The 25,640-nt window shown below is 71.7% G+C and carries 19 protein-coding genes; 7 read left to right on the plus strand and 12 right to left on the minus strand.

The window, feature by feature from the left end; all coding sequences use genetic code 11:
* Positions 1–110: 110 nt before the first annotated feature.
* The 11 genes from DWB68_RS09750 to DWB68_RS09800 form a co-directional block, all read right to left on the minus strand.
* Complete coding sequence (locus DWB68_RS09750; protein ID WP_119424955.1) at positions 111–695, minus strand: hypothetical protein; 585 nt, start codon at positions 693–695, stop codon at positions 111–113.
* A gap of 41 nt (positions 696–736) precedes the next feature.
* Entirely contained in the window at positions 737–1,567 is an 831-nt protein-coding gene (locus DWB68_RS09755; RefSeq protein ID WP_199700427.1) for an inositol monophosphatase family protein, read from the minus strand.
* Positions 1,564–3,918: an NAD-dependent DNA ligase LigA gene (ligA, locus tag DWB68_RS09760; RefSeq protein WP_119424996.1), complete on the minus strand. Its 2,355-nt coding sequence runs from the start codon at positions 3,916–3,918 to the stop codon at positions 1,564–1,566. Before ligA ends, DWB68_RS09755 begins: the two co-directional genes overlap by 4 nt.
* A 98-nt stretch (positions 3,919–4,016) precedes the next feature.
* Positions 4,017–5,384 (minus strand): NtaA/DmoA family FMN-dependent monooxygenase, encoded by a 1,368-nt coding sequence (locus DWB68_RS09765; RefSeq protein WP_119424956.1) that lies wholly within the window; start codon positions 5,382–5,384, stop codon positions 4,017–4,019.
* Positions 5,385–5,387: 3 nt separating this feature from the next.
* Entirely contained in the window at positions 5,388–7,208 is a 1,821-nt protein-coding gene (locus DWB68_RS09770) for a dipeptide ABC transporter ATP-binding protein (protein ID WP_119424957.1), read from the minus strand.
* Positions 7,205–8,356 carry an ABC transporter permease subunit gene (locus tag DWB68_RS16740; protein ID WP_119424958.1) on the minus strand — a complete coding sequence of 384 codons (1,152 nt, stop codon included), beginning with the start codon at positions 8,354–8,356 and terminating at the stop codon, positions 7,205–7,207. Before DWB68_RS16740 ends, DWB68_RS09770 begins: the two co-directional genes overlap by 4 nt.
* Positions 8,334–9,959: an ABC transporter substrate-binding protein gene (locus DWB68_RS09780; protein WP_119424959.1), complete on the minus strand. Its 1,626-nt coding sequence runs from the start codon at positions 9,957–9,959 to the stop codon at positions 8,334–8,336. Before DWB68_RS09780 ends, DWB68_RS16740 begins: the two co-directional genes overlap by 23 nt.
* Before the next feature lie 421 nt (positions 9,960–10,380).
* Positions 10,381–11,790, minus strand: coding sequence for an adenylate/guanylate cyclase domain-containing protein (locus tag DWB68_RS09785; protein WP_407645693.1), 1,410 nt, complete (start codon positions 11,788–11,790; stop codon positions 10,381–10,383).
* A 73-nt stretch (positions 11,791–11,863) separates the two neighbouring features.
* On the minus strand, positions 11,864–12,394 hold the full coding sequence (locus DWB68_RS09790) for a hypothetical protein (protein ID WP_119424960.1): 531 nt from the start codon (positions 12,392–12,394) through the stop codon (positions 11,864–11,866).
* Positions 12,395–12,472: 78 nt separating this feature from the next.
* Entirely contained in the window at positions 12,473–13,342 is an 870-nt protein-coding gene (locus DWB68_RS09795; protein ID WP_119424961.1) for a biotin--[acetyl-CoA-carboxylase] ligase, read from the minus strand.
* Positions 13,339–14,217 carry an SDR family oxidoreductase gene (locus DWB68_RS09800; RefSeq protein WP_119424962.1) on the minus strand — a complete coding sequence of 293 codons (879 nt, stop codon included), beginning with the start codon at positions 14,215–14,217 and terminating at the stop codon, positions 13,339–13,341. The genes DWB68_RS09795 and DWB68_RS09800 overlap by 4 nt, the downstream gene beginning before the upstream one ends.
* A 279-nt stretch (positions 14,218–14,496) precedes the next feature.
* On the opposite strand from DWB68_RS09800, the gene DWB68_RS09805 reads away from it, so the two are divergent.
* From DWB68_RS09805 to DWB68_RS09820, 4 genes are all read left to right on the plus strand, one after another.
* Complete coding sequence (locus DWB68_RS09805) at positions 14,497–16,098, plus strand: acyl-CoA carboxylase subunit beta (protein ID WP_119424963.1); 1,602 nt, start codon at positions 14,497–14,499, stop codon at positions 16,096–16,098.
* Positions 16,095–16,358 carry an acyl-CoA carboxylase epsilon subunit gene (locus DWB68_RS09810; RefSeq protein WP_119424964.1) on the plus strand — a complete coding sequence of 88 codons (264 nt, stop codon included), beginning with the start codon at positions 16,095–16,097 and terminating at the stop codon, positions 16,356–16,358. Before DWB68_RS09805 ends, DWB68_RS09810 begins: the two co-directional genes overlap by 4 nt.
* Positions 16,359–16,466: 108 nt before the next feature.
* Positions 16,467–18,086, plus strand: a complete 1,620-nt coding sequence (locus DWB68_RS09815; protein WP_147391638.1) for a hypothetical protein — start codon at positions 16,467–16,469, stop codon at positions 18,084–18,086.
* Between the two features lie 41 nt (positions 18,087–18,127).
* Entirely contained in the window at positions 18,128–19,798 is a 1,671-nt protein-coding gene (locus DWB68_RS09820; RefSeq protein WP_119424966.1) for a DUF885 domain-containing protein, read from the plus strand.
* A gap of 73 nt (positions 19,799–19,871) precedes the next feature.
* On the opposite strand, the gene DWB68_RS09825 is transcribed toward DWB68_RS09820, so the two are convergent.
* Positions 19,872–21,143 carry an NAD(P)/FAD-dependent oxidoreductase gene (locus tag DWB68_RS09825; RefSeq protein ID WP_119424967.1) on the minus strand — a complete coding sequence of 424 codons (1,272 nt, stop codon included), beginning with the start codon at positions 21,141–21,143 and terminating at the stop codon, positions 19,872–19,874.
* Positions 21,144–21,437: 294 nt separating this feature from the next.
* On the opposite strand from DWB68_RS09825, the gene DWB68_RS09830 reads away from it, so the two are divergent.
* The 3 genes from DWB68_RS09830 (at position 21,438) to DWB68_RS09840 (ending at position 25,517) form a co-directional block, all read left to right on the plus strand.
* Positions 21,438–22,838, plus strand: a complete 1,401-nt coding sequence (locus DWB68_RS09830) for a dicarboxylate/amino acid:cation symporter (protein WP_119424968.1) — start codon at positions 21,438–21,440, stop codon at positions 22,836–22,838.
* 95 nt (positions 22,839–22,933) lie between these two features.
* The gene (locus DWB68_RS09835; protein ID WP_119424969.1) at positions 22,934–23,572 is read left to right on the plus strand and encodes a Maf family protein; all 639 of its coding nucleotides are present in this window, start codon (positions 22,934–22,936) and stop codon (positions 23,570–23,572) included.
* Positions 23,573–23,735: 163 nt separating this feature from the next.
* Positions 23,736–25,517: an acetyl/propionyl/methylcrotonyl-CoA carboxylase subunit alpha gene (locus tag DWB68_RS09840; protein ID WP_119424970.1), complete on the plus strand. Its 1,782-nt coding sequence runs from the start codon at positions 23,736–23,738 to the stop codon at positions 25,515–25,517.
* Positions 25,518–25,640 lie beyond the last annotated feature (123 nt).

Raw genomic sequence — 25,640 nt, forward strand, 5'->3', positions numbered from 1 at the left:
GGCCTTCCACACACACATCTGGCCGGCCCCGGCACCTTCTCCGCGGTCCCCCGCGTTCGGCCCCAAGACGAACGCGAGGGGCCGCGGCTTTTTGGTGCCCGCCTGCCGGGTCAATGCCCGCGGCGGCGGTCCTCCAGCGACCTCGCCCTGCGCAGCCCCAGTTCGTTCCACTCTCGCCGCAGCGCGTCCAGGCACCGCCCGACCCATCGGTCGAGGCGCTCCTGCGTGGAAAAGAGGGCGAGCAGCGCCTCGTCGCTCAGCTTCATCCCTGGTGTCACCGGGAGCTCTCGCCGCTCAAAGGTCTCCAGATCCACGACGGAAAGCAACAGGGCGTCCGTGTCTGCCAGGAAGTGCGCCTCGCCGTCCCCCGCCCGCAGCTCGATCAGCATCACCTGCCACCTCAGGGAGTCCAGGTCCACGGGCACCGGCAGGCGCCCGACGACGCCGTCGCGGACCAGGCGCTCGACGGCCGCGATCAGGCTCGCGGTGTTGCCAAGACCAAAGCTCACGACCGCCCCGCCGCCCACTTCGCGCAGGGACCAGGACTCGGCCGGATCCTCGATGGCGTGAAAGCTGCGGCGTGCAGCGTAGAGCACCGGATGCCCCCGCTCGACCGCGTGGCCAAGCCTTGCGTCCGCCTCGCATGCAGCACAAAACGCCGCCTCCACCGAGGCGTTTCGGGGGTCGTCCATCATGCCTCGAGGCTCGCACCCCGCCCCGACAGGAAGTGGCGTGGCTAGCCCTGGCTCGGGTCGACGGGCAAGCGCCCCGCGAGCTGCCAGTCGCCGTCGAACGCCGGGCGCACTACGGGCACCCCGGCCTCTGCGGCGATGAGTGCGCCAGCGGCGTAGTCCCACTCGCGGATCCCGCGCTCGGCGTACGCGTCCAGGACCCCCTCAGCCACGAGGCACAGATCCAGCGCGGCCGAGCCGAGCCGGCGCACGTTCGCAAAGCCGGGGAGCATGCGGGCCAGCGCCGCCGCCTGCTCCTGGCGCACCGCCGGGTCGTAGCCGAAGCCCGTGGCGAGGATTGCGTCGGCGCGCCCGCCCTGGGGGCCGTGCAGTCGCACCGGCTCGCCCTCGGCCTCGCCCGTCTCCGGGTTCCAGCCCACCTTGTAGGCACCCTCGCCGCGCGCGGCGAAGTACTGGCAGCGCAGGGCGGGCGCCGTGACGGCCCCGGCGAGCCACACCTCGGTGCCGTCCGGGCCCGGACCGCACACGCCCACAGAGGTGGCGTAGTAGACGATGCCCCGCACGAAGTTGGCGGTGCCATCCAGCGGGTCGATGCTCCAGCGGTAGCCGCTCGCGTCCTCGGGCGTGGACGCGGCGTACTCCTCCCCCGTCAGGACGTCGGCCGGGCGCATGCTGCCGAGCAGCTCACGCACGGCCCGCTCGGCGCCGCGGTCGAACTCGGTGACCCAGTCGCCGCCCGCGCTCTTCGTCTCGCTCACGGCGTCCAGCGCCCCCGCCGGGCGCCCCGCGAGCACGCGCGCGCCGGCCGACGACGCCACGCGCGCCACGAGGCCCAGCGTGGCTGGAAGGTTTTCGGTGCCGGGGACGAGCTTCACTCGCCCTCGCCCGCCTCGGGCGACGCCGCGTCGTCGGGCACGGAATCCACGTCCCCCGCGACGGCGGCGGCGCCTCCCTCGAGGAGGCGGCGGAAGCCGTCCTCGTCCAGGACGGGCACGCCGAGCTGCTCGGCCTTCTCCAGCTTGGAGCCGGCCGCCTCGCCGGCCACCACGAAGCTCGTCTTCTTGGAGACCGAGCCGGAGGCCTTGCCGCCGCGCACGATGATGGCCTCCTTGGCCTCGTCGCGCGAGAAGTTCGGCAGGGTGCCGGTCACCACGATGGTGAGCCCCTCGAGCGTCGCGGCGAGGGACTCGTCGCGCTCGTCGGCCATCTGGTGGCCGTTGGCCTCCCAGGCCGCCTTCCACTTGGCCACGATCTCGCGGTGCCAGGCGTTCTCCTCGCCCGTGAACCACTCCACGAGCGACTCCGCGATGATGGTGCCCACGCCGTCGATCTCCGAGAGCTTGGCGATCGCCTCCGGGTCCTTGACGGCCTCCTCCAGCGCGTCCATCGAGCCGAAGCGCGTGGCCAGGGCGCGGGAGGCCGTGGGGCCCACGTGGCGGATGGACAGGGCCACGAGCACGCGCCAGAGATCGCGCGTCATGGCCAGCCCCACCTGGGTGTGCAGCTTGCCCGTATTGGCGTTGGGCACGAGCTGGCCCAGCGCGAGCTCCGGGTTCTTCTTGACGTCCTTGGCCGTGGCCTTGCGCCAGAAGTACGGGACCGCCTCCCACTTGCCGGTACCCACGCCCTTCGACTTCTTCTCGCGCCACACGCGCACGTGTTCCAGGGCGAGCGAGACCTCGGAGTCCGGGTTCACGAGCTCGAAGAGGTCGGCCTCGGTGGTCAGCGGGCCCGGGCCGGCCGGCTCCGGCACGCCGCCGGGCAGCGTGGCGGGATCGGGGCCCGCGCCCACCGTGAGGGCGATCGCCGCCTCCGCGCCGAGCGCCTCGATGTCGAAGGCGCCGCGCGAGGCGAGGTGCTCCACGCGCTGGCTCAGCTGCGCCGGGCAGTGCTCGGCGTTGGGGCAGCGCAGGTCGATGTCGCCCTCCTTCATGGCACGCAGGGGCGTGCCGCAGGAGGGGCAGTTCTCCGGCATGACGAACGCGCGCAGCTGGTCCTCGCGGCCCTCGCGCAGCGGGAGCACGGGGCCCACGATCTCCGGGATGACGTCGCCCGCCTTGCGCAGGATCACGATGTCGCCGATGAGGACGTTCTTGGCCTTCACCACGTCCTGGTTGTGCAGCGTGGCCATGGCCACCGTGGAGCCGGCGACCTTGACGGGCTCCATGACGCCGTACGGGGTCACGCGGCCCGTGCGGCCCACGTTGACGCGGATGTCCAGCAGCTCGGTGTGGACCTCCTCCGGCGGGTACTTGTACGCCACGGCCCAGCGCGGCACACGCGAGGTGTAGCCCAGGGCGCGCTGGATCGCGAAATCGTCGGCCTTGATCACGATGCCGTCGATCTCGTGGATCAGGTCGTGGCGGTGCTCGCCCTTCTCGGCAATGAACGCGAGGATCTCGTCGATGTTGTTCAGCAGCTGGCTGTACGGAGAGACCGGCAGGCCCCACGCGGCGAGCTGCTCGTAGGTGGCGTACTGCGACTCGATCGCAAGCCCGTCGCGGGTGCCGATGCCGTGGGCAAACATGCTCAAGGGGCGCTGGGCGGTCTTGGCCGGGTCCTTCTGGCGCAGCGAGCCGGCCGCGGCGTTGCGGGGGTTCGCGAGCTCGGCCTTGCCCTCCTCGCGCAGCTTGGCGTTGAAGGCCTCGAAGTCCTTGGACGCGATGAAGACCTCGCCGCGGACCTCCAGCTCGGCCGGCCAACCGGAGCCTGCCAGCTTCTGCGGGATCTCCTTGATGGTGCGCACATTGGCGGTGACGTCCTCGCCCGTGGTGCCGTCGCCGCGCGTGGCCGCCGTGACGAGCACGCCGTCGCGGTAGATGAGGTTGATGGCGAGGCCGTCGATCTTGGCCTCGCTGAGCCAGCGCAGCGGAACGCCGGGGGCCGCTTGGGCCGCCTGCTCCGTTGCACGCTCGATCCAGGCCCGCAGTTCCTCGAGGCTGAAGACGTCCTCCAGCGAGTACATGCGCGTGGGGTGCTTCACCGGTGCAAACGCCGTGGAAACGTCGCCGCCGACCTCCTGCGTGGGCGAGTCGCTCGTGACCAGCTCGGGGTGCTCGGCCTCGAGCCGCTCCAGGCGCACGAAGAGCTCGTCGAACTCGGCGTCAGAGATCAGCGAGGTGTCGTTGTCGTAGTACGCCGCGCGGAAGCGGCGCACGTCCTCGACGAGCTGGGCGTACTCCTCGCGCACCTCGGCGCTCGGAAGGGCGGTCTCTTCGCTGTGCATCTCGCTCACGGTTCCATCATGCCGCAGGGGTGGGTCGGAATGCCCGACGGCGGGCGGCCGGGTTGGGCGCACGGCGCCCTTCCCGGCCTCCCCGGCGCTCAGGCCGTGGCGCCAGCCTCGCTGAACGCCCCGCGGTAGGCGGCCGCCGGGTGGCGCTCGTTCAGGCGCGGCGCGCCGAAGAGCTTCTGGCGCAGCGGCCCCTCCTCGTACTCGCGCTTGGCCAGGCCGCGCTCGCGCAGCGTGGGCAGGATCTGGTCGGCGAACTCCTCGAAGGAGCCGGGGATCACCCAGTTGATGACGTTGATGCCGTCCACGCCGGCCGCCTGCCACACCTCGAGCGCGTCGGCGATCTGCTCCGGCGTGCCAACGATGGTCCCCTGCTGCGCGCGCTGCCGCGCGAGGTCCGCCACGAGTGACTCGCGGTCGGTGATGTGCTTGGAGAGCCACTCGGCGAAGCCGCGGGCCGAGTTCGTCTGCACGTCCTTGAGCTTGGTCTCCGGCGGGTAGACGCGCCCGTCCGGATCCACGAGCGCAGCGTGCGCCGCGTAGCCGTCGGAGGACACGTACTCGAAGTACTCCTCGGCCTTGGCGCGCGCCTCCTCCTCGGTCTCGGCGACCACGAAGCTCAGGCCCTGGAAGAACTTGATATCCCCGGGCTCGCGCCCGAACTCGACGGCGAGCGCGCGGGTCTTCTCGATCTGCTGGCGCGCGATCTCCGGGCTCGGGGCGATGATGAACGTCGCCTCCGCGTGCTTTGCGGCGAAGCGCAGCCCGGCCTCGGAGGAGCCGGCCTGGTACAGCACGGGCGTGCGCTGCGGCGAGGGCGAAGGAAGGTGCGGTCCCTCCACCGAGTAGCGCTGGCCCACGTGATGGATCTTGTGGATCTTCGCCGGGTCGGCGTGGTCCCCGCTCGTGTCCTGCTTGAGGGCGTCCTCCTCCCAGGAGCCCTCCCACAGCTTGTAGGTGACGTCCACGTACTCGTCGGCCCACGCGTAGCGCTCGTCGTGATCCACGAGGCGCGGCAGGCCGAAGTTGCGGGCGCCGTTGTCCTGCATGCCGGTGACGATGTTCCAGGCCACGCGGCCGTTGCTGATGTGATCGAGCGTGGAGACCTGGCGCGCGAAGTGGAAGGGGTGGGACTGCATCACGTTGGAGGTCAGGGCCAGGCCCAGGTGCTTCGTGTTGACGGCGAGCGCACTCAGGAGCACGGTCGGGTCGTTGCTGGGGATCTGCAGCCCCTCCTTGACGTAGACGTCGTAGGGGGCGTCGGCGTCGCCGTAAAGCCCCGTGACGTCGGCGAAGAACATGCCGTCGAAGCGGGCCTCCTCCAGCAGCTTGGCGAGGTTGATCCAGGTGTTGACGTCGTTGAACTCGCGCTGGTGCGCGTCCGGGCGGCGCCACTGGCCGTGGTGGATGTGCGAGGTCGTGTTCATGACAAAGGCGTTGAAGAGCAAAGGGGTGGCCATGGTTCAGGCTCCGTTCTGCGAGGGGTTCGGGGAGGGCGCGGGGGCGGCCGCGAGGCTGGGCACGGCGGCGACGAGGCGCTGGGTATAGGGGTGCCGGGGCCGGGTGAGGACCTCCACGGCGGCGCCCCGCTCCACGACCGCGCCGTCCTTCATGACGAGCACGTCGTCGGCCAGGTGCGCCACGACCCCCAGGTCATGGGTGATGAAGAGGTAGGCGGGGCCGTGCTCCTCGCGCAGGCGGACCAGCAGGTCGAGGATCTGGGCCTGCACCGAGACGTCGAGCGCCGAGACGGCCTCGTCCAGCACCACCACGTCCGGCTCGCCGGCGAGCGCCCGCGCGATGGAGATGCGCTGGCGCTGGCCGCCGGAGAGCGTGAGCGGGAAGCGATCGAGCACCAGGCGATCCAGCCCCACGTCGTCCAGCAGCTCGAGGAGCCTTGCCTCTCGCCGCGCCGCCGGCAAGCCGGCGGGCAGGGCGTCGAGGAGGATCCGCCGCGTGTTCCAGCGCGGGTCGAAGGAGCTGAGCGGGTCCTGCGGCACCACGCCGAGCCGCGCGCGCAGCCCGCGGCGCTTGCGCTCGGGCAGCCCCGTGATGGGGGTCCCGTGCCAGCTCACGTCGCCGGCGTCCGGCGCCTCGAGCGCCAGGCCCAGGCGGGCCGTCGTACTCTTGCCCGAGCCCGACTCGCCCACGATCCCGAGGGTGCTCCCCCGCCGCAGCGCGAACGACACGTCGTTCACCGCCACGTGCTTGGCGCCGCTCGGCGAAGCGAAGACCTTACGCAGGCCGCTCGCCTCCAGGACCACCGGCCGGGCCTGCGGCCCGTCGGTGACGGTGCCCGACGACGCCTGGGGCGCCTCGGGCGCGCCCGGCACCGGGTCCTCCCCCTCCGCTCCTCGTGTGGCGACGCCCGGCGCGGAGCCGGGCACCGCGCCGTCGTGCACTGCGAGCGGCTCACCCGCGTCGCGGCCGGAGAGCCGCCTGCCGCGGGTGTCGACGCCGGGTACGGCGGCGAGCAGGGCCTTGGTGTAGGGGTGGCGCGGCGCGCCGAGCACGTCGGCGGCCGGCCCGCTCTCCACGATCCGCCCGCCCTGCATCACTGCCACGTCGTCGGCGAGCTCGGAGACCACGGCGAGGTCGTGGCTGATGAGCAGCACGGCCGTCCCCTGCTCCTTGAGCTCGCCGAAGAGGCGAAGGATCTGCGCCTGGACCGACACGTCGAGCGCCGTCGTCGGTTCGTCGGCGATGAGGATGTCGGGGGCCAGGGCCACGGCGGAGGCGATGAGCGCGCGCTGGCGCAGGCCGCCCGAGAGTTCGCCCGGGCGCTGCTTGGCGCGCTCCTGCGGCAGCGGGATGCCCACCGACTCCAGGAGGCTCACCGCCTTCTCCCGGCGCGTGGCGCGGGTGCCCCAGCCGTGGGCGCTCAGCGACTCGCGGACCTCGGCGCCCACGGGGCGCAGCGGATCCAGCGAGACGAGCGCGTCCTGGAGCACGAAGCCGATCGTGGAGCCGCGCAGAGAGCGGAACTGCGCCTCGCCCGCCGCGAGCAGATCGCTCCCCTCGAGCTCAAGGCGCTCGGCCTCGATGACCGCCCCCTCGCCGGCCAGGCCGACCAAGGTGCGTGCAGTGACCGACTTGCCGGAGCCCGACTCGCCCACGAGGGCGAGGCAGCGGCCCCGTCGCAGGCTGAAGGAGACGTCGCGGACCACTGGATTGATCCCGCCGCGGCGGCGGAAGCCCACGTTGAGCCGCTCGACGCTCAAGAGCTCGTCGGCCGGAGGGGCGGCCGCCGCGGCGGCCTGCGTTGATTCGGTGACGGCGCTCATTTCTCGCCCTTTTCCAGCGCGAGGCGCAGGTGCTGTCCGATGGTGGTGGAGGCGACCGCGACCACCACGATCACGAGGCCGGGGATGACCGTGAGCCAGGGCGCGTGCACGATGTAGCGGCGCCCGGCATCCAGCAGGGCTCCCCACTCGGGGGACGGCGGGGACACGCCGAGCCCCAGGAACGCGAGGCTCGAGGCCCACACGATGGACTGGCCAACCGACATGGCAAGGATCGCCACGAGAGGGCGGATCGCGTTCGGGAACACGTGCCGGCACAGGATCGCCGAGCGCGGGTGGCCGAGCGTGAGCGCGGCCTCGACGTAGCCGGAGCCGGAGGCCTGCAGGATCTGCGCCCTGACCATGCGGGCGTAGCCGGGAGCCGAGCCGACGGCCACCGCGAGCACCTGGGCCAGGGCCGAGGGGCCGGTCACAGCCACGAAGGGCTGCTTGAGCGTGTTCTCGTACTCCGTGCGCGTCGACTGCCCCATGAAGCCAGCGAGCGGGATGGCGAGGGTCAGTGCCGGCAGGACGATGCCCGCCGGCTTGTCCCCGCTGATGACGGGGAACCAGCCGAGGCCGGCGGCAAACACCACGAGGAGCAGGATGCCGAGCCAGTAGTGCGGCAGGCCCGCGGCGACGGTGTCGATGACGGCGCCCACGGAGCTCAGCCACGGCGCGCGGCCGGCGGTCAGCGTGACCCAGAGGACCATGATGATCCAGGCGAACAGGAGCGCGAGCGCCGTGAGCGCCAGGGTGGAGGGCAGCTGCTCGGCGATGAGCGCCGCGACGGGGCGGAACTGCTGGTATGAATCCCCGAGGTCTCCGCGCAGCAGGCCGCCGAGGAACTCGACGTACTGCTGCCAGGCGGGGCGCTGCAGGCCGAACTGCTCGTTGATGGAGGCGAGCTCCTCCGGCGTGCGCTCGATGGCCTGGCCGGCCCGGATATTGAAGATGACCGTGGCCCGGTCTCCCGGCAGCGCGAGCTGCGCGAGGAAGGCGACGGTGGCGGCGCCCCACAGGGTGACGAGGGCGCCGAGGAGGCGGCCGCCCCAGCGCAGGGCGAACGCCCCGCCCCGGCGCGCGGCGGGCGCGGCGGGGGGTTCGAGTCCCTGCGCTGCGCGCTGCTCAGGAGCTGAAGTGAGCGTCATGGAAGACCGGTCCCCCCTGCGAGTGCTCCTGCCACACGTCGACGACGTCCGGGGCCACGGCGAGCGTGCTCAGCCGGTCGTAGAGGCCGATCGCGTAGGCGTGATCGGCGATGTACTCCTGGGCGTCCTGGTAGGCCTTGGCGCGCTCGGCCGGGTCGCTTGCCGAGTTGCCCTTGAGGATGAACTTCTCGAGCGTCGCGTCCTGGGTGAAGGCCGAGTTGTTGCCGTTGGGGCTCTTCTCGGTGTCGGGGCGCCAGTTGATGTAGAGGATGCCGGAGGTCACCGAGGTCCAGTAGCCCGCGTAGATGTCGCGCTCGTTCGGCTTGGAGTAGGCCCCGGAGAAGAGCTCGGACTGCGGCACAGAGATCAGCGTGACCTTGAAGACCACGGCCTTGGCCTGCTCGGCCACGCCCTGCAGGATCGAGGCGCCGTCGGCGGTGACGATGGAGCCCGCGCCGTAGGGCAGCTTGGCCTCGAGGACCTTGCCGTCCTTGGTGCGGTAGCCCTCGGCGTCGCGCTCGGTCCAACCGGCGGCGTCGAGCAGCTGGTTGGCCTTGGCCGCGTCGTAGCCGTAGGCGTCGGCCGCCTTCTGGCTGTAGTCGGTGGTGGCCTGGCTGACGGAGCCGTTGCCCTCGAAGGGGATGACGTCGAGGCCCACGGTCTTCACGAGGGCCGGGCGGTCGAGGCTGTAGGCGAAGGCCTTGCGCACCGACTCGTCCTTGAAGATGCCCTCGCGGGTGTTGAAGGTCAGCGCCTGCGGGCGGCCGCCCGTGACGTACTTTTGCAGCTGGAAGCCTCCCTGCTCGAGCTGCTGCCAATCGATGGCCGGCACGTCGTAGATCGCGTCGACCTCGTCGGCCTTCAGGGCCGTGGCGCGGGTGGTGCCGTCCGGGACGAAGCGCCAGTCGACCGCCGCCAGCTTGGCCGGGCCCTGCACCTTCGCGTTGGCCGGCCAGGACGCGTACTCGTCGTTGCGCTTGAGCAGGATGTTCTGCCCGCGGTTCCACTCGGACACCGTGAACGCGCCAGAGCCGATGGGCGCCTCGCAGTTCTGCTCCGCCGTGCGTTCCTTGAGCGCCTTGGCCGACTGGATGCCGAAGTAGCCCTGGCTGATGGTCTCGGGCAGCTGCGGGTAGGGCCGCTTGAGCTTGATGGCCAGCGTCGTGGCGTCCACGGCCTTGGCGGAGTCGTAGTAGCCGCCCAGCCACACGGCGGCGGTGGAGTTGCCACCGTCCACCCAGTAGTCGAAGTTCGCGGCGACGGCGGCGGCGTCGACGGCCGTTCCATCGGTGAACTTCACGCCGTCCTTGAGGTTCAGCGTCCAGGTCAGGCCGTCGGCGGAGGACTTCCAGTCCGTGGCGAGCCACGGGACGGCCTTCCCGTTCTCGTCGAGCGAGGTGAGGCTGTCGAGCACCTGGTAGGAGAGGTAGGCCTGTTCGATCCAGCCGCCAAACACGCAGGCGGGTTCCTGCTGGTGGGCGTAGACGAGGGTTCGATCGGTCCCGGCGCCGCCATCCGCTGCGGTGGCGCCACCGGCGCACGCAGTCAGGCCCAGGGCGGCTGCCGAAAAGAGGGCGAGGGTGGACAAGTGACGGCGGGACATGAGCCTGCTTTCGTGCCGGGGGCCGCGGAGAGCGCGGCCTGCATAAGGGGTTGGTGTGGCGACTCTTCCAGGAAGCGGCGTGGCGTTTTTGTCCCCCGTCATGCGACGCGATGGAGCCCCTCCCAGCGGCGTCTCGGGGCGTCACGCGGCGTCGCTTTGGCCAGCATTCAGGCGGCGTTGACGCGCGGATCGTTGCGCCGGAGCCCACATGACGCGCGATGTCGTCACAGTCCCACCCCACCCGCCGCCGCCCGCGCTCCCGCCCGCGACGCGTCGTCGTGCCCCTTCAAGGGGCCAGCCGCTGGGTCTCGCCCCACCTCTTCCGGAATCAAAAAATCGACGGGGGATCGTCGCTCAGACGATCCCCCGTCGATTCCCGGATCTCGCGCGGGGCCGCAAGGCCTTTGCGGCGCAGTCGGCGTCAGTCCAGCGGCAGCGTGGCGCCCATGCCCTCGGTGAGCGCGTAGGGCGTGATGTCGCCGAAGCCGTGCAGGTGCACGGGTTCCTGTTCGGTGACGACAAAGCGGGCGTCCCCGGCCAGGACCTGCGCCGTGAGGTGGTCGGTGAGCACCTGCTGGGGCTCGGCGATCGCGGTCAGGCGCGCCGCCATGTTGACGGTGGCGCCGTAGATGTCGCCGAGGCGGGAGAGCACGCGCCCCCACACGAGGCCAACGCGCACCCGCGGGGTCTCGGGACCGGAGACGTCCTCCACGCCAAACTCGCCGGCCAAGGTCAGCGCGATGCGCGCGCCGGCCTGCGGCGTCTCGGCGACGTAGAGCACCTCGTCGCCGATCGTCTTGACGAGGCGTCCTCCGCCGACCGTGATGATCTCGGAGCAGCGCGCCTCGAAGCCCTGCACCAGCTTGGCGAGCGTGCGTTCGTCCATGCGGCGGGAGAGCTTGGTGAAGGAGACCATGTCGGCGAAGCCCACGGCGCGGGCCAGCGGCAACGCGGCGTCGTCCTCTGAACCGTCGCGGTGCTCGTTGGAGGCCTTGAGCCCCGACTCGGCGCGCACCACCTGGCGCTGCACGGCGGCTGCCAGGTTGCGCCGGTAGGCGTAGATCATGACCTCTTCGATGGGATCGATGAGGTCATCGAGCAGCAGGATCACCTGGCGCCGCGCCTCGGCGTCGCTCATGCCCTGGTTTTGGACGAGGTCCTCGACGATCGCCTCGATCTGCCAGATGACCATGCGGTCCGTGAGCTGCCCGAGCGAGCGCGTGATGGACAGCGCTGCCTCCTCGGTCAGCCGGTGCTCGCGCACCTGATCGATGATCGTCTCGAGGGCCGCCTCGTCGTTGCGCGTGTAGGCCACCTCGTCGTCGCCCACGCGAGGCAGGCCGAGGGAACGCCAGATCTTGCGAGCACTGAGCAGGGAGACACCCACGTCCGCGGCCACCTCGCGGCGGCGCAGGGTGCGCTCCCCGCCGAGCAGGCGCCGCTCGAGCTCGCGCGCCGCATTGCGCACATCCGCCTCGTCCTGGTGCTTGATCGGGACGACGGGCATCGACGTGGTGATGGGGGCGTTCTCGGGGACGGGTTCGGGCGCGGGCTCCGAAACGGTCGGCTGCGCCCGCGTGGCGGCCTCGGAGGCCGAAAGCGGGCGGGCGCTCTCGTCAGGGGCGAGGCGCGGCACCATGGGCAGCTGCGCGGTGCGGCTCAGCGTGCCCGGCCCGATGTCGCGGCCGGCGGCCGGCCCGGCCGAGACCCCGGAGGCCAGGCCGTCTCCCGCTCTCTCCACGTCGGGGCGGGACGGCGGCGGCACGGGCGGCAGCGGGGCGTCGAAGGACTCAGCCGGGGCGTGCGCGCCCGGCGTGATGTCCTCGCTCATGCTGCTCTTCCCTCTCGCGGTGGCTGGATGCGGCGCGTTCCGCGCCGGCTCCTCCATTCTTGCACTTGTGCGCTCAGGCCGGACCGTACCGGCCCGGCGTGCCGGGCGGCGGAACCCACGGGAGCGCGGCGTGGCTGCGGCGCACCACATCGGCTGCCCGCCGGACCGAGGGGACGTGCTTGAGGCTCGCCTGGCCGCGCTCCGTGAACAGGACAAGCGTTCCGGCGCCGTCCCGGCCGGCCCCCACGCCGGGCCGGGGGTCCACGCCGGTCAGCATGCCGAGCGGCAGATCGCGGCGGCGACGGCCCTCGAAGGAGATGACGCGCTGATTGGTGAAGACGTAGCGGCGGCGCGTCCAGCGCCACAGCGGGCGCAGCACCCACGCGATCGCCGCGATACCCAGCACGCCCCAGAGCCCCCAGGACAAGAACGGGGCGGCCTGTTCCCAACCGCCGCCGAGCTCGGGCAGCCGGCTCGCGATGCCCTGCCCCACCCCCGCCAGGCCCGTCAGCGCGACGAAGGCCCAGGCGGGACCGAGGAGGGCGCGCGGATGCGGGCGCGTGCGCACCACGACGCACTCGCGCTCGCTCAGCTCGACCCTCACGTGGCGCTCCTTGCCCGTCCGTTGCGTCGCGGCCGGGGCGCCGCAGCGCCCGGCCAGCGGGGCCTTCAGCCTATCGGCTCAGGCGTAGCCACCGTCCGAGCGACGCAGGTGCACCACGTCACCGGCGTGCACGTGGTGCACCTCGCCGGAGGCGTCCGTGACCATGAGACAGCCATCCGCGTCCAGGTCGGTGGCGACGCCCACGAGCTCGTGGCCGCCCGGCAGATGAACGCGGACGTCGTTGCCCAGGGTGGAGCTTGCCTCGCGGGCCGCCTCGAGCACGCTCGCGCCGCCGAGGCTAGCCAGCGGCGTCGTCACCGACCCGCCAGCGGCAAACCACTCGGCGCTCACCACGCCGAGCTGGCCCCACAGGGTGCCAAGCAGCTCGTCGCCGCCGATGCTGACGCCGGCCAGGGCCAGCGAGGTCGCGGTGCCGACGGGCAACTCCTCGCGGCTCTGGTCCAGGTTGACCCCGATCCCGACCACCACGGTGTGCCCCTCGCCCGGCGCGCCGGGAACCAGACGGGCCAGGATGCCGGCGCACTTGGAGCCGCCGACCAGAAGATCGTTTGGCCACTTCACCCCGGCCACGCGCTCCCCGGCCAGGTGATCCACCGTGCGGGCGGCCACGAGGGCCACCAACACGGTGGCCCAGCCGAGGGCGTCGGGGGCCATGGAGGCCGGCGCCCGCAGCAGCGTGCTCATCGCCAGGCAGGCCCCGGGGGGCGCCACCCACGAGCGGTCAAGCCGACCGCGCCCGGCCACCTGGTCGAGCGTCGCGACGAGGCTCAGGTTCGCGGCACCGGCCCCGAGGGCCACGAGGTCCTCGTTCGTCGATCCGGTCTGCGCGGGCAGAAGCGGCGCCGGCCACGCGAGGCGATCCGTGCCGGGCGTGGCCCGGCGCGCCTTGGCGACCGCGGCGGCGTCGAGCACCAAGGTGCGGCTCACGCCATGCCCTCGCTCGCGCTCGGGGCGCCGTCGAGGAAGATGTCCGGCGTGCGAGGGGCGTCCGGGTTGCCCACGGCGTAGCCGCTCAGGTCGTGGATGCCCTCCTGCGCCAGCACCTCCTCGTCGATCGCGAAGTGGCCCGTGTACTCGCGGGGGTCGCGCGTCAGGATGGCGTGCGCTGCGTCGGCGACGATCTGCGGCGTGCGCGCCCCGGAGAGCAACGGCGCCCCGCCGGGCAGGTTCCGGATGGCCGCCGTCTCGATGATCGTGGCGGGCCAGAGCGAGTTCACGCCGGTCCCGTCGCGGGCCAGCTCGCGGGCCAGACCGAGGGTCGTCAGGCTCATCCCGTACTTGGCCATGGTGTAGGCGAGGTGGTCGCCGGCCCAGCGCGGATCGAGGTTCAGCGGCGGCGAGAGCGTCAGGATGTGAGCGGACTCGGAGCGGCGCAGGTGCGGCAGCGCCGTCTTGGAGAGCAGGAAGGTGCCGCGCGCGTTGATGTTCTGCATGAGGTCGTAGCGCTTCATGTCCACGGCGTCCGTGGGGCTCAGGTCGATCGCGGAGGCGTTGTTGATGACGATGTCGAGGCCCCCGAAGGTCTCGACGGCGGCCGCGACGGCACGCTCCACATCGGCGTCGATGCGGACGTCGCCCACCACGGCGAGCGCGCGCCCGCCGCTGGCCTCGATCTCGGCGGCGGCCGTGTGCACGGTGCCCTCGAGCTTGGGGTGGGGCTGGTCGGTCTTGGCCAGCAGCACCACGTTGGCGCCGTCGCGGGCGGCCTTCAGGGCGATGGCCAGGCCGATGCCGCGGCTGCCGCCGCTCATGATGATGGTGCGCCCGGCCAGCGAGCGTGTGGGCTGGGTCTCGTTGCTCATGAGGCCAGCGTAGCGGGAGAAGGCCCCATTTGTTACCCATGAGTAATGTTTCGCGTTTGACCCGCACGACGACGCGGCGGCGCGCCACGGCGCCCGGCCGCCGGTATGCGCGCCTCCCCACGAGGGCGCGCCGGCTTTTTGTGCGATTCCCCCAAAGGCGCCCCGCCGGGGTGGGCCTAGACTGTCCAGCGGCGGCGTTGCGGTTGTTCCTTTCCACCAAGACGTCCGCGCCGAGAACCCTCGGCCGCCAGCACCTCAACACAGGAGCCTCACCTCGTCATGATCGAGAGCCAGGACGCCCCGTTCGACCTGACCACCACGGCCGGCAAGCTCGCCGACTTCCGCGCCCGCCGCGAGGTCGGGCTGGCCCCCAACGGTCAGGCGGCCATCGAGAAGCAGCACGCGCGCGGCAAGCACACCGCCCGCGAGCGCATCGAGATGCTCCTGGATCCCGAGTCCTTCGTGGAGTTCGACGCGCTGCGCGTGCACCGCACCCACGCGTTCGGCATGGAGAAGAAGAAGCCCCTCGGCGACGGCCTGGTCTCCGGTTACGGCACCATCGACGGCCGCCTCGTGGCCGTCTACTCGCAGGACTTCACGGTCTACGGCGGCTCGCTCTCCGAGATCAACGGCCAGAAGATCGTCAAGGTGCAGGAGTTCGCGCTGCGCAACGGCTGCCCCGTGGTGGGCATCAACGACGGCGGCGGCGCGCGCATCCAGGAGGGCGTGGCCTCCCTGGCCATGTTCGCCGACATCTTCCGCGGCAACGTCCACGCCTCGGGTGTGGTCCCGCAGATCTCCGTCATCATGGGCCCCTGCGCCGGCGGCGCGGCCTACTCCCCCGCCCTGACCGACTACATCGTCATGGTGGACAAGACCTCCCACATGTTCATCACGGGCCCCGACGTCATCAAGACCGTCACGGGCGAGGACGTGGACATGGAGACCCTCGGCGGCGCGCGCCACCACAACCAGGACACCGGCACCGCCACCTACCTGGCGCCGGACGAGGAGGACGCGCTCGACTTCGTGCGCGAGCTCCTCTCGTACCTGCCCTCCAACAACCTGGCCGAGCCCGCCCTGGAGCCGGCCGACCAGGAGCTCTTCATCACGGACGAGGACGAGGAGCTGGACACGCTCATCCCCGACTCCGCCGCGCAGCCGTACGACATGCGCACCGTGATCGAGCACATCATGGACGACGCCGCCTTCTTCGAGGTGCAGGCGCTCTACGCCCCCAACGTCATCATCGGCTACGGCCGCGTGGAGGGCGCCACGGTGGGTGTCGTGGCCAACCAGCCCATGCAGTTCGCCGGCACGCTGGACATCAACGCCTCCGAGAAGGCGGCGCGCTTCGTGCGGCATTGCGACGCCTTCAACATCCCGATCCTGACGCTCGTGGACGTCCCCGGCTTCCTGCCCGGCAAGGACCAGGAGGACCTCGGCATCATCCGCCGCGGCGCCAAGCTGCTCTACGCCTACGCCGAGGCCACCGTCCCCAAGCTCACGGTCATCACGCGCAAGGCCTTCGGCGGCGCCTACATCGTCATGGGCTCCAAGAAGCTCGGCGCCGACCTGAACTTCGCCTGGCCCACCGCCCAGATCGGCGTCATGGGCGCCCAGGGAGCCGTCAACATCCTCTTCCGCCGCGACCTCGCCGCGGTGGAGGCCGAGGGCGGCGACGTCGAGGCGCACCGCGCGCAGATCGTGGCCGACTACGAGGCCGAGCTGCTCAACCCCTATCAGGCGGCCGAGCTGGGCTACCTGGACGCCGTCATCGCGCCGAGCGAGACCCGCCTGCAGATCGTCAAGGGCCTGCGCGCCCTGCGCGATAAGCACTCCTCGCTGCCCGCCAAGAAGCACGGGAACATCCCGCTGTGAGCGCCGCCCGCCGGCCCTGGGCCGAACCGGACGAGGCGTCCTCGAGCGAGGACGTCCCCTTCCTGCGCGTCGTGCGCGGCGAGCCGACCCCCGAGGAGCTCGCCGCCGTCACGGCCGTGCTCGTCGCTGCGGCGGCCTCCGCGTCCCACGAGGACGAGGAGCCCAAGGAGGCGACCCGCTCGGACGTGCTGCGCCGCAGCGCCCGCCTGCGCTCGCGCCTCATGGCCGTCCCGGGCGCGTGGCGCGCCCGCGGAAGGTGAGCCAAGCCACATCCAGTGCATTAGGCTGAAGCGCCCCGGCACCGCCGCCCCTCGGGGGGTGCGGAGCCGGGGCGTTTTCTCGTCGATACGGCCGGTTCAGGGGGCAGCGTGGGCACAGAGCGGGTGATCGACGCGGGCTCGGCCGCGGGCGATGGCTCGGGCCATCCAGCGGGACACGGCGCGCGCACGACCGGCAGTGCCGGCCGCGCTCTCCGGCTTGCCGCCGCTGTGTCCGTCGCCGGCCTGCTGGCGGCCTGCACCACCGGCGGCCAGGACGCCGCTTCCTCCCCGCCCACCTCCGCACTCCCCTCATCGTCCGCTTCCCCAGCAACGCAGCCGGGCGCCGCCGACTCCGGGGACGACGTCTCGGCCTCCGGCGGCGACTCCACGGTCGTCGGGATCGCCACCGAGGAGGCCTCCACCGCCACCCCGCTGCCCGATTCCTTCGACCACCCCGAGCTCGGCCGCGGCTCCGGCACACCCCTGTCCACCGGCACGCAGAGCGCGGGGCTCACCTGGGCAGACGGCACGCCCGTCCGGCTCGACGTCCTGCGCCTCTCCCAGGCGCGGCCGCACTCTGCGGAGGAGCTCCATCAGGAGGCGAACGAGCGCTGGTCCTCCGACATCCCGGGCACCCCTGAGGGCTTCTCTCTCATGCCGGTCTCGACGGCGGGCGCCGACGGCGCCCTCGGGCGCGGCTATGCCGTCGCCTTCTCCGACGCCACCTACTCGGAGGAGGAACAAAAGATCCCCGTCCCCCGCGTCGGCTACGTCGACGACGCCGGGTGGCATGCGGGCCCCGAGGCCGCCGTGAGCCCGTACTACGGCGGCTTCCCGACCTGGACGGGCGGGGGGCGCCTCTTCTGGATCGGCGACGGCTCGGCCTCCGACCCGGAGGCAGAGTCCGGGGACTGGAGCATCAGCAGCTGGGAGCCCGGCGAGAAGCGCCCCACCGTCGTGGTCGACGGCAAGGACCACGGTTCCCTCGCGGTGCCGACCACCGGCGTCGTAATCGGCGACTCCCTCTACTTCGCGGCGGACAACATCGAGGACTACAGTGCCCCGAGCTCGCTCTATTCCGTCCCCGTGAGGGGAGGGAAGCTGACCACGGTGGCCCGCAACGCCGGCAAGCCGCAGGCGGCCGGCCGGGCCGTGGTGTTCGAGCGCTACTTCGAGGGCCGCACCGCGGAGGAGATCGCCTTCAGCCCGAACGCACTCCTGGCGTCGGTACAGAAGCTCGTGCCGGGCGGCACGCCGCAGACCCTCGTGGCCTTATCGCGGGCGGAGGTGATGCGCGGCCTCAAACAGTCGGAGTCGGCCGACGAATCCGTCGCCACGGATGTTGACGGCCTGCCGATTTCGGCCGTGAGCCTGCTCTCCGCAGACGCCGACACCGTGGTGATCCGCCAGCGCGGCCAGGTCCTGGTCCTGCACCCGGGCGAGCGCATCGGGACGCGCCTCTTCCCCCTCCTGCGCCCCAGCCCCGAGTACGGGCTGAGCATCGCCGCGACCGCGTGCAAGGGCGGCACCGCCGTGCTCCTGGAGAGCGACAGGGCGCTCGACCCGGTGCTGTTCTGGCTTCCGGCGAGCGGGCGCCAGCTCGGGTGGCTCGGCGACGCCTCCCCCTACTCCAAGCTGAGCTGCACAGGGAACGTCATCACGGCCCTCGTCGCCGACCCCTTCATGGAGGGCGGCTCCGTGGTGCGCGCGATCCGTCCGGAGGTCTAGGCTCGGCCCCTGCGCCCGCCCCACCCGATAGGCTGGCGGACGTGAGCCACACCACCGCGCATCGCGCCCCCACCGCCGTCGACGCCATCGCGAACGACTTCCTGACCGCTTCCCTCGCCCTGAGCCCCGAGCTGGCCACCGCCCTCGGCCGCCCGGACGCCCCCGACAGCTACGACGATCACTCCCCCGCGGGCACGGCCGCCCGCCGCGCCCTCGTGGTGCGCACGCTCGAGGCCCTGTCCACCGCCACGCCCGTGGACACGGTCGACGAGGTGACGATCGACGTCATGCGCGAGCGCCTGGGCCTGGAGGTCGAGATCATCGACACGGGCGTCACGCCGCTGAACAACCTCGAGTCCGTCCCGCAGCTGCTGCGCAATCTGCTCGACCTCATGCCGCAGGAGAGCGCCGAGGACTGGGCGCACGTTTCCGCGCGCCTCTCGCACCTGCCCCAGGCCCTCGCCGAATTCACGGAGTCCCTCGAGGCCTCGCGCGCGGCCGGCAAGGTCGCCGCCGTGCGCCAAGTGGACGAGGTCGCCTCGCAGTGCCGCGCCTACGCCGAGGATGGCGGCTACTTCGACCAGCTGCTCTCGCAGGCCCCCACGGCCGACGCCCAGTTCGCCGTGAACTTCGCCTCGATCGTCGCCGCCGCCAAGGTCGCCTACCTGGAGCTGGCGGGCTACCTGAGCGAGGACCTGCGCAAGCACGCCCCCACCAAGGACGCCGTGGGCCGCGAGTACTACTCGCTCATGTCCCGGGAGTTCCTGGGCGCCGAGGTGGACCTGGAGGAGACCTACGCCTGGGGCGTCGCGGAGCTCGAGCGGATCATCGCCGAGCAGGAGGCCGTGGCCCAGGAGATCGAGCCGGGCGCCAGCCTCGAGCGCGCCCGCGAGATCCTCAACACCGACCCGGAGCGCGTCCTTCACGGCACGGACGCGCTGCGCGAGTGGATGCAGGCCAAGTCGGACGCGGCCCTCAAGGACCTCGCCGCCACCCACTTCGACATCGTTCCCCCCATGGACCGCCTCGAGTGCATGATCGCGCCCACGCAGGAGGGCGGCATCTACTACACGCCGCCGAGCGCCGACTTCTCGCGCCCGGGCCGCATGTGGTGGTCCGTTCCCGAGGGCGAGACCGAGTTCCTCACGTGGGCGGAGACGAGCACGGTCTACCACGAGGGCGTGCCCGGCCATCACCTGCAGTGCGCCACGGCCCTGCTGGCCGACGACGAGCTCAACGAGTACCGCTCGCAGGCCGTGTGGGTCTCGGGCCACGGCGAGGGCTGGGCGCTCTACGCCGAGCGCCTCATGGAGCAGCTGGGCTACCTCGCCGATCCGGGCGATCGCCTCGGCATGCTGGACGGCCAGCGCCTGCGCGCGGCGCGCGTGGTCTTCGACATCGGCGTGCACCTCGAGCTCGAGGTCCCCGAGCGTTGGGGTTCGGGCACGTGGGACGCCGACAAGGGCTGGGAGTTCCTCAAGGCCAACATGTTCGAGTCCGAGGGACGCATCCGCTTCGAGTTCCTGCGCTACCTCGGCTGGCCGGGCCAGGCCCCGTCCTACAAGATCGGCCAGCGCCTCTGGGAGCAGATCCGCGACGAGGTGGCGCGCCGCGAGGGCGAGGACTTCGACCTGAAGGCCTTCCACACCCGCGCGCTGCGCCTGGGCTCCATGGGCCTGGATTCCCTGCACCGCGCCCTCCTGGGCGCCTAGCGTCCTCCAGTACGACGACGCGGCGGCGCCTTTCGAGCGAAAGGCGCCGCCGCGTCGAAAGTGCTGTGGAGTCCTAGTCCGGCGGGGCCGGGGGGATCTCCTGATCCGCCGTGGTCTCCGCCCACGGGATGCTCGGGTCCGCGAGGCGCTTCGGGCACAGCTTCACGCCGGAGCGGATAAGCGGGAGCACCTCGTCCACGACGTCCCACACGTTGACGTTCATGGAGGCCAGGAGCGCGTCCTGCTCCGAGAGCCACAGCGCCACGAACGCGCGCGCGGCCAGGTCCCCGCGGATCACGAGCCGCGTGCCGGCCGGGTCGGGGACGTGGCCCACGTACTCCATGCCCACGTCGTACTGGTCGGAGTAGAAGTACGGCTCGTGATCGTAGGGTTCCGGAGCACCGAGGATCGCTGCGACGGCCGTGGCAGGCTGATGCAGCGCCGCGTCCCAGTGCTCCACCCGGATCCGGCCGTGCCGCGGGTGCGGGTAGTTGGCGATGTCGCCCACGGCGTAGATCGCCGGGTCCGAGGTCTGGAAGAGCTCGTTCACGAGCACGCCGTCGCCGAGCTCGAGGCCCGCCTCGCGGGCGAGCTCCGTGGCCGGGTCCGCGCCGATGCCGAAGAGCACGAGGTCGGCCGGCAGCCGCTCCCCCGAACCCAGGAGCACCCCGGTCGCGGCGCCGTTCTCGCTCAGCACCTCCTCGACCCGCTCCCCGCGCAGCAGGCGCACGCCGTGCTCCGCTTGGAGATCGGCGTAGAAGCGCCCCAGCTCGGGGCCAAGCACGCGGGCGAGGGGTTCCTGCCCGCGCAGCACCACGGTGACCTCGGCCCCCAGCGCGCGCGCCGAGGCCGCGGCCTCCAGGCCGATCCAGCCCCCGCCCACCACCACGAGCCGCGCGCCCTCCTTGAGTGCGCCGCGCAGGGCGTCGGCGTCCTCCTTGCTGCGCAACACGTGCACGCCGGCGGCGTCGGCACTCGGCGTGGCCGGCAGCCGCGGCACGGAGCCGGTCGCGAGGACGAGCGCGTCGTAGGCGAGCTCCTCCCCGCTCTCGAGGACTAACTGGCGGGTGTCACGGTCGATGCGCGCCGCCCGCACGCCCCGCCGCACGTCGACGAAGCGCCCCTCGTACCAGGCGTCGTCGTGCACCACCTGCGCCGAAAACTCTGCCTCTCCGCGCAGGTACTCCTTGCTCAGCGGGGGCCGCTCGTAGGGAAGGTGGGCCTCGGCCGTGACGAGGACAGTGTTGCCCTCGAAGGTGCAGCCGCGGGCGGCCTCGACGGCCTTGGCCGCCGCGAGTCCGCCACCCACGATCACGAGCCGACCGTTCTGGGGAAGCGCGCTCATCGGTGGATCAGCCCCTCGCCCGGTTCGTTGCCGTGCGCGAGCGGGCGTTCCCCGCCGCCCGGTGCCGCAGCGTCATAGTCCTGGGCCTCGATACTCACGTGTTTCCCCTTTCCCCGCGTCGCCCCGGCCGCTCCCAGCCAGTCTCCCCGGACGGGCCCCGGCGGTCTACCCCTCACCACGCCGCCATGTGACGATTTATTCCCTAGGAATTGCCGGGGAGACCCACTTCACCTGAGCGTCACATTTGGACACATGGAGTTGATCTGTGCTAAAGGCGCGGCTTAGCGTTCTGCGGTGACCTCGACTAGCACCCCCACCAAGAAGCGCCGCCTTCCCGCCTGGACCGGGAACTTCGGCTACCAGATCATCGCCGGCCTCGTGGTCGGCTTCCTGCTCGGCCTCCTCGCGGTGGCCACGGGCTCCACGGCCAAGGCCCCTAACGGCTGGGGCCAGCTGCTCCAGATCGTCGGCTCCAGCTACGTGAAGCTGCTCATGGCCGCCGTGCCGCCGCTGATCTTCTTTGCCGTGGTGGCCTCCATCGCCAACCTCGCCAAGGTGACCAACGCGGCCCGCCTCGCCTGGAAGACCATCCTGTGGTTCGCCATCACCGCGCTCATCGCGGTGCTGGTGGGCATCGTCATCGGCCTGGTCTTCCAGCCCGGTTCCCACACGGGCCTCGAGACCCCCAAGGCCTACGAGGGCAAGACCGGCGACTGGCTCGCCTTCATCCAGGGCCTCATCCCCTCCAACTTCCTCGGCCTGCAGGCCGCCGTGAAGACCGACTCCGCGACGGGCGCCCTGAGCGCCTCCGTGTCCTTCAACGTGCTGCAGATCCTCGTGATCTCCATCGCCATCGGCATCGCCGCCCTCAAGCTCGGCAAGAAGGCCGAGGGCTTCGTGAGCTTCTCCCGCTCGGCCCTCAAGGTCGTCCAGAAGGTGCTGTGGTGGATCATCCGCCTGGCGCCGATCGGCACCGCCGGCCTCATCGGCAACGCCGTGGCCACCTACGGCTGGACCACCATGGGCACGCTCGTGAAGTTTGTCGTGGCCATCTACGTCGGCCTTGCGATCATCCTCTTCGTGGTGTACCCGGTGCTCGTGAAGTTGCACGGCCTCTCCGTGAAGCAGTACTTCTCCGGCGTGTGGCCCGCGGTCCAGATGGGCTTCGTCTCGCGCTCCTCGATGGGCACCATGCCCCTCACGCAGCGCGTGACCGAGCGCAACCTGGGCGTCCCCTCTGCCTACGCCTCCTTCGCCGTGCCGCTGGGCTCCACGACCAAGATGGATGGCTGCGCCGCGATCTACCCGGCCATCGCCGCGATCTTTGTTGCGCAGTTCTACAACATCGACCTGAGCCTCATGCAGTACATCCTCATCGTGGTGGTCTCGGTGCTCGGCTCCGCCGCCACCGCCGGCACCACGGGCGCCACGGTCATGCTGACCCTGACCCTCTCCACCCTGGGCCTGCCCCTGGACGGCGTGGGCCTGCTGCTGGCCATCGACCCGATCATCGACATGGGCCGCACCGCCCTGAACGTGGCCGGCCAGGCGCTCGTCCCCACCCTGGTGGCCAAGCGCGAGGGCATCCTCGACCTGGACCTCTACAACGCCAAGCGCACCAACGACGTCTTCTCCTCCGACGACGAGGACGAGACCGAGGCGGAGCAGGCGCAGGACGCCGCTGCCACCCGCTGACACCACCCTCGGCGGCGCCGCCCGCCGACGCGAGGCACGCAGGGCCGGCCCCGGGACACGCTCCCGGGACCGGCCCTTCCGCGTAGCCTGAGGCCATGACCAGCACTCCCCCGCTCCTGCTCGCCTCCACCTCGCCCTCGCGCCGCAGCATCCTCACGTCCACGGGCTTCGCCTTCGGGACGCAGGCGCCCGAGGTGGACGAACGCGCCGAGGTCGAGGCCCTGCGGGCCGCCGGCGAGCTCGTGAGCCCCGGCCAGGAGGCCCAGCTGCTCGGCACCGCCAAGTCGCGCGCCGTCGCCGCCACCCCGGAGGCCGCGGGCCGCGTGGTGCTCGGCTGCGACTCGGTCTTCGAGCTGGACGGCGTCGCCTACGGCAAGCCCCACCTGCCCGAGGTCGCGCTCGAACGCTGGCGCGGCATGAGCGGGCGCACGGGCGTGTTGCACACGGGCCACCACCTCGTCGACGTCTCCACTGGCCGCGAGGCCTCGCGTCTCGTCTCGACGGCCGTGACGTTCGCCGAGGTGAGCGAGGACGAAATCCGCGCCTACGTGGCGAGCGGCGAGCCGCTCGAGTGCGCCGGCGCCTTCACCGTGGACGGCCTCGCCGCGGCCTTCGTGACCCGGTTGGAAGGCGACGTCCACGCCGTCGTCGGGCTCTCCCCCGCCGCCCTGCGCTCCATGGCGAGCGAGCTCGGCATTCCCCTGGCCGCCCTCTGGGCGGCCCCGGCCGCCTGAGCCCAGCGCCCGACGTCGGGAGGCCGGCTCCAGCGCAGCCTCACCTTTGTGGGAATCCCACAAAATTCTCCCCTATGCGCCGTGAGAGCGGCGGCGCGAGACGTGGGAACCACACAAATCCGATAGGCTCCCAGGCGTCCCGAGTGAAGGAGTAGGCAGACCCATGCCGTCACTGACCAAGGTCCTCATCGCCAACCGTGGCGAAATCGCCGTTCGCGTCATCCGCGCAGCGCGAGACGAGGGCATCGCCTCCGTCGCCGTGTACGCCGATCCCGACCGGGACGCGTTGCACGTGCGCCTAGCCGACGAGGCGTTCGCGCTCGGCGGCAACACCGCGGCCGAGTCGTACCTCGACATCGAGAAGGTCCTCGCCGCCGCCAAGAAGTCCGGCGCCGACGCGATCCACCCGGGCTACGGCTTCCTCTCCGAGAACGCCGACTTCGCCCAGGCCGTTATCGACGCCGGGCTCACCTGGATCGGCCCCTCCCCGGCCGCCATCGACCAACTCGGCGACAAGGTCAAGGCCCGCCACCTGGCCGAGAAGGTCGGCGCGCCCCTCGTGCCCGGCACCAAGGACCCCGTGACCTCCACGCAGGAGGTTCTGGACTTCGCCGACGCCCACGGCCTGCCCTTGGCCATCAAGGCCGCCTACGGTGGCGGCGGCCGCGGCATCAAGGTCGTCCGCGACCGCAGCGACATCCCGGAGCTCTATGAGTCCGCCGTGCGCGAGGCGACCGCCGCCTTCGGCCGCGGCGAGTGCTTCGTCGAGCGCTTCCTCGACGCGCCGCGCCACGTCGAGACCCAGTGCCTCGCGGATCAGCACGGCAACGTCGTGGTCGTCTCCACGCGCGACTGCTCCCTGCAGCGCCGCAACCAGAAGCTCGTCGAGGAGGCCCCGGCCCCCTACCTGAGCGAGGAGCAGCTGGACCGCCTCTACTCGGCCTCCAAGGCCATCCTCAAGGAGGCCAACTACGACGGCGCTGGCACGTGCGAGTTCCTCGTGGGCCAGGACGGCGTCATCTCCTTCCTCGAGGTCAACACCCGCCTGCAGGTGGAGCACCCCGTCTCCGAGGAGGTCTCCGGCATCGACCTCGTGCGCGAGCAGTTCCGCATCGCCCGCGGCGAGGAGCTCGGCTACGAGGACCCGGTCCTGCGCGGCCACTCCTTCGAGTTCCGCCTGAACGGCGAGGACGCCGGCCGCAACTTCATGCCGGCCCCCGGCACGCTGACCAAGCTGCGCTTCCCCGCCGGCCCCGGCGTGCGCGTCGACACGGGTGTCGAGGAGGGCGAGAAGGTCTCGGGCAACTTCGACTCGATGATCGCCAAGCTCATCGTCACGGGTTCCACGCGCCGCCAGGCCGCCGAGCGCGCCCGCCGCGCGCTGGGCGAGCTCGTCATCGAGGGCATGCCCACCGTGGCCCCCTTCCACCGCGCCGTCATGAACGACCCGGCGTTTGTCCCGGCCGACGACGAGAAGCCGTTCTCCGTCCACACCCGCTGGATCGAGACCGAGTTCAAGAACACGATCGTTCCCTTCAAGGCTGTCGCGGCCGAGGAGGAGGACGAGGACGAGCTGCAGCGCATCACCGTCGAGGTGGGCGGCAAGCGCCTCGAGGTCACCCTCCCGGGCTCCCTCGCCGTGGCAGCGGGCAAGCCCGCCGCCGCCTCCGCGAAGCCCAAGCGCAAGCGCTTCGGCGCCAAGACCGCCGGCGGCGCCGCGGGCGGCGACGAGCTGACCTCGCCCATGCAGGGCACCATCGTCAAGGTGGGCGTCAAGGAGGGCCAGAAGGTCTCCGAGGGCGACCTCGTGGTGGTCCTCGAGGCCATGAAGATGGAGCAGCCCCTCACCGCGCACAAGTCGGGCGTCATCAAGAAGCTGCACGCCGCCCCCGGCGGCACCGTCACGGCCGGCGAGACGATCGCCGTGATCGAGGACGCCGAGTAAGGCCCCCGCCAGCGTGGTGCCGAGCGCCCGGCGTTCCCTTGCGGGAAGGCCTGGCGCTCGCGCGTTGGCGGAGGATGGCCCCGTCGCGAGGCCCACTAAGCGGTCCGGTCGCGTGCCCCTGTC

Origin of the sequence: Galactobacter valiniphilus (assembly GCF_003575975.1) — a bacterium.
In the GTDB taxonomy this organism is placed as follows: Bacteria; Actinomycetota; Actinomycetes; order Actinomycetales; family Micrococcaceae; genus Galactobacter; species Galactobacter valiniphilus.

What these genes read in the sequence shown, in the direction of transcription:
- DWB68_RS09750 (WP_119424955.1), bottom strand. Translation starts at nt 695, where the DNA reads ATGATGGACGACCCCCGAAACGCCTCGGTGGAGGCGGCGTTTTGTGCT.
- ligA (WP_119424996.1), bottom strand. Translation starts at nt 3,918, where the DNA reads ATGCACAGCGAAGAGACCGCCCTTCCGAGCGCCGAGGTGCGCGAGGAG.
- DWB68_RS09765 (WP_119424956.1), bottom strand. Translation starts at nt 5,384, where the DNA reads ATGGCCACCCCTTTGCTCTTCAACGCCTTTGTCATGAACACGACCTCG.
- DWB68_RS09770 (WP_119424957.1), bottom strand. Translation starts at nt 7,208, where the DNA reads ATGAGCGCCGTCACCGAATCAACGCAGGCCGCCGCGGCGGCCGCCCCT.
- DWB68_RS16740 (WP_119424958.1), bottom strand. Translation starts at nt 8,356, where the DNA reads ATGACGCTCACTTCAGCTCCTGAGCAGCGCGCAGCGCAGGGACTCGAA.
- DWB68_RS09780 (WP_119424959.1), bottom strand. Translation starts at nt 9,959, where the DNA reads ATGTCCCGCCGTCACTTGTCCACCCTCGCCCTCTTTTCGGCAGCCGCC.
- DWB68_RS09785 (WP_407645693.1), bottom strand. Translation starts at nt 11,790, where the DNA reads ATGAGCGAGGACATCACGCCGGGCGCGCACGCCCCGGCTGAGTCCTTC.
- DWB68_RS09800 (WP_119424962.1), bottom strand. Translation starts at nt 14,217, where the DNA reads ATGAGCAACGAGACCCAGCCCACACGCTCGCTGGCCGGGCGCACCATC.
- DWB68_RS09805 (WP_119424963.1), top strand. Translation starts at nt 14,497, where the DNA reads ATGATCGAGAGCCAGGACGCCCCGTTCGACCTGACCACCACGGCCGGC.
- DWB68_RS09825 (WP_119424967.1), bottom strand. Translation starts at nt 21,143, where the DNA reads ATGAGCGCGCTTCCCCAGAACGGTCGGCTCGTGATCGTGGGTGGCGGA.
- DWB68_RS09835 (WP_119424969.1), top strand. Translation starts at nt 22,934, where the DNA reads ATGACCAGCACTCCCCCGCTCCTGCTCGCCTCCACCTCGCCCTCGCGC.
- DWB68_RS09840 (WP_119424970.1), top strand. Translation starts at nt 23,736, where the DNA reads ATGCCGTCACTGACCAAGGTCCTCATCGCCAACCGTGGCGAAATCGCC.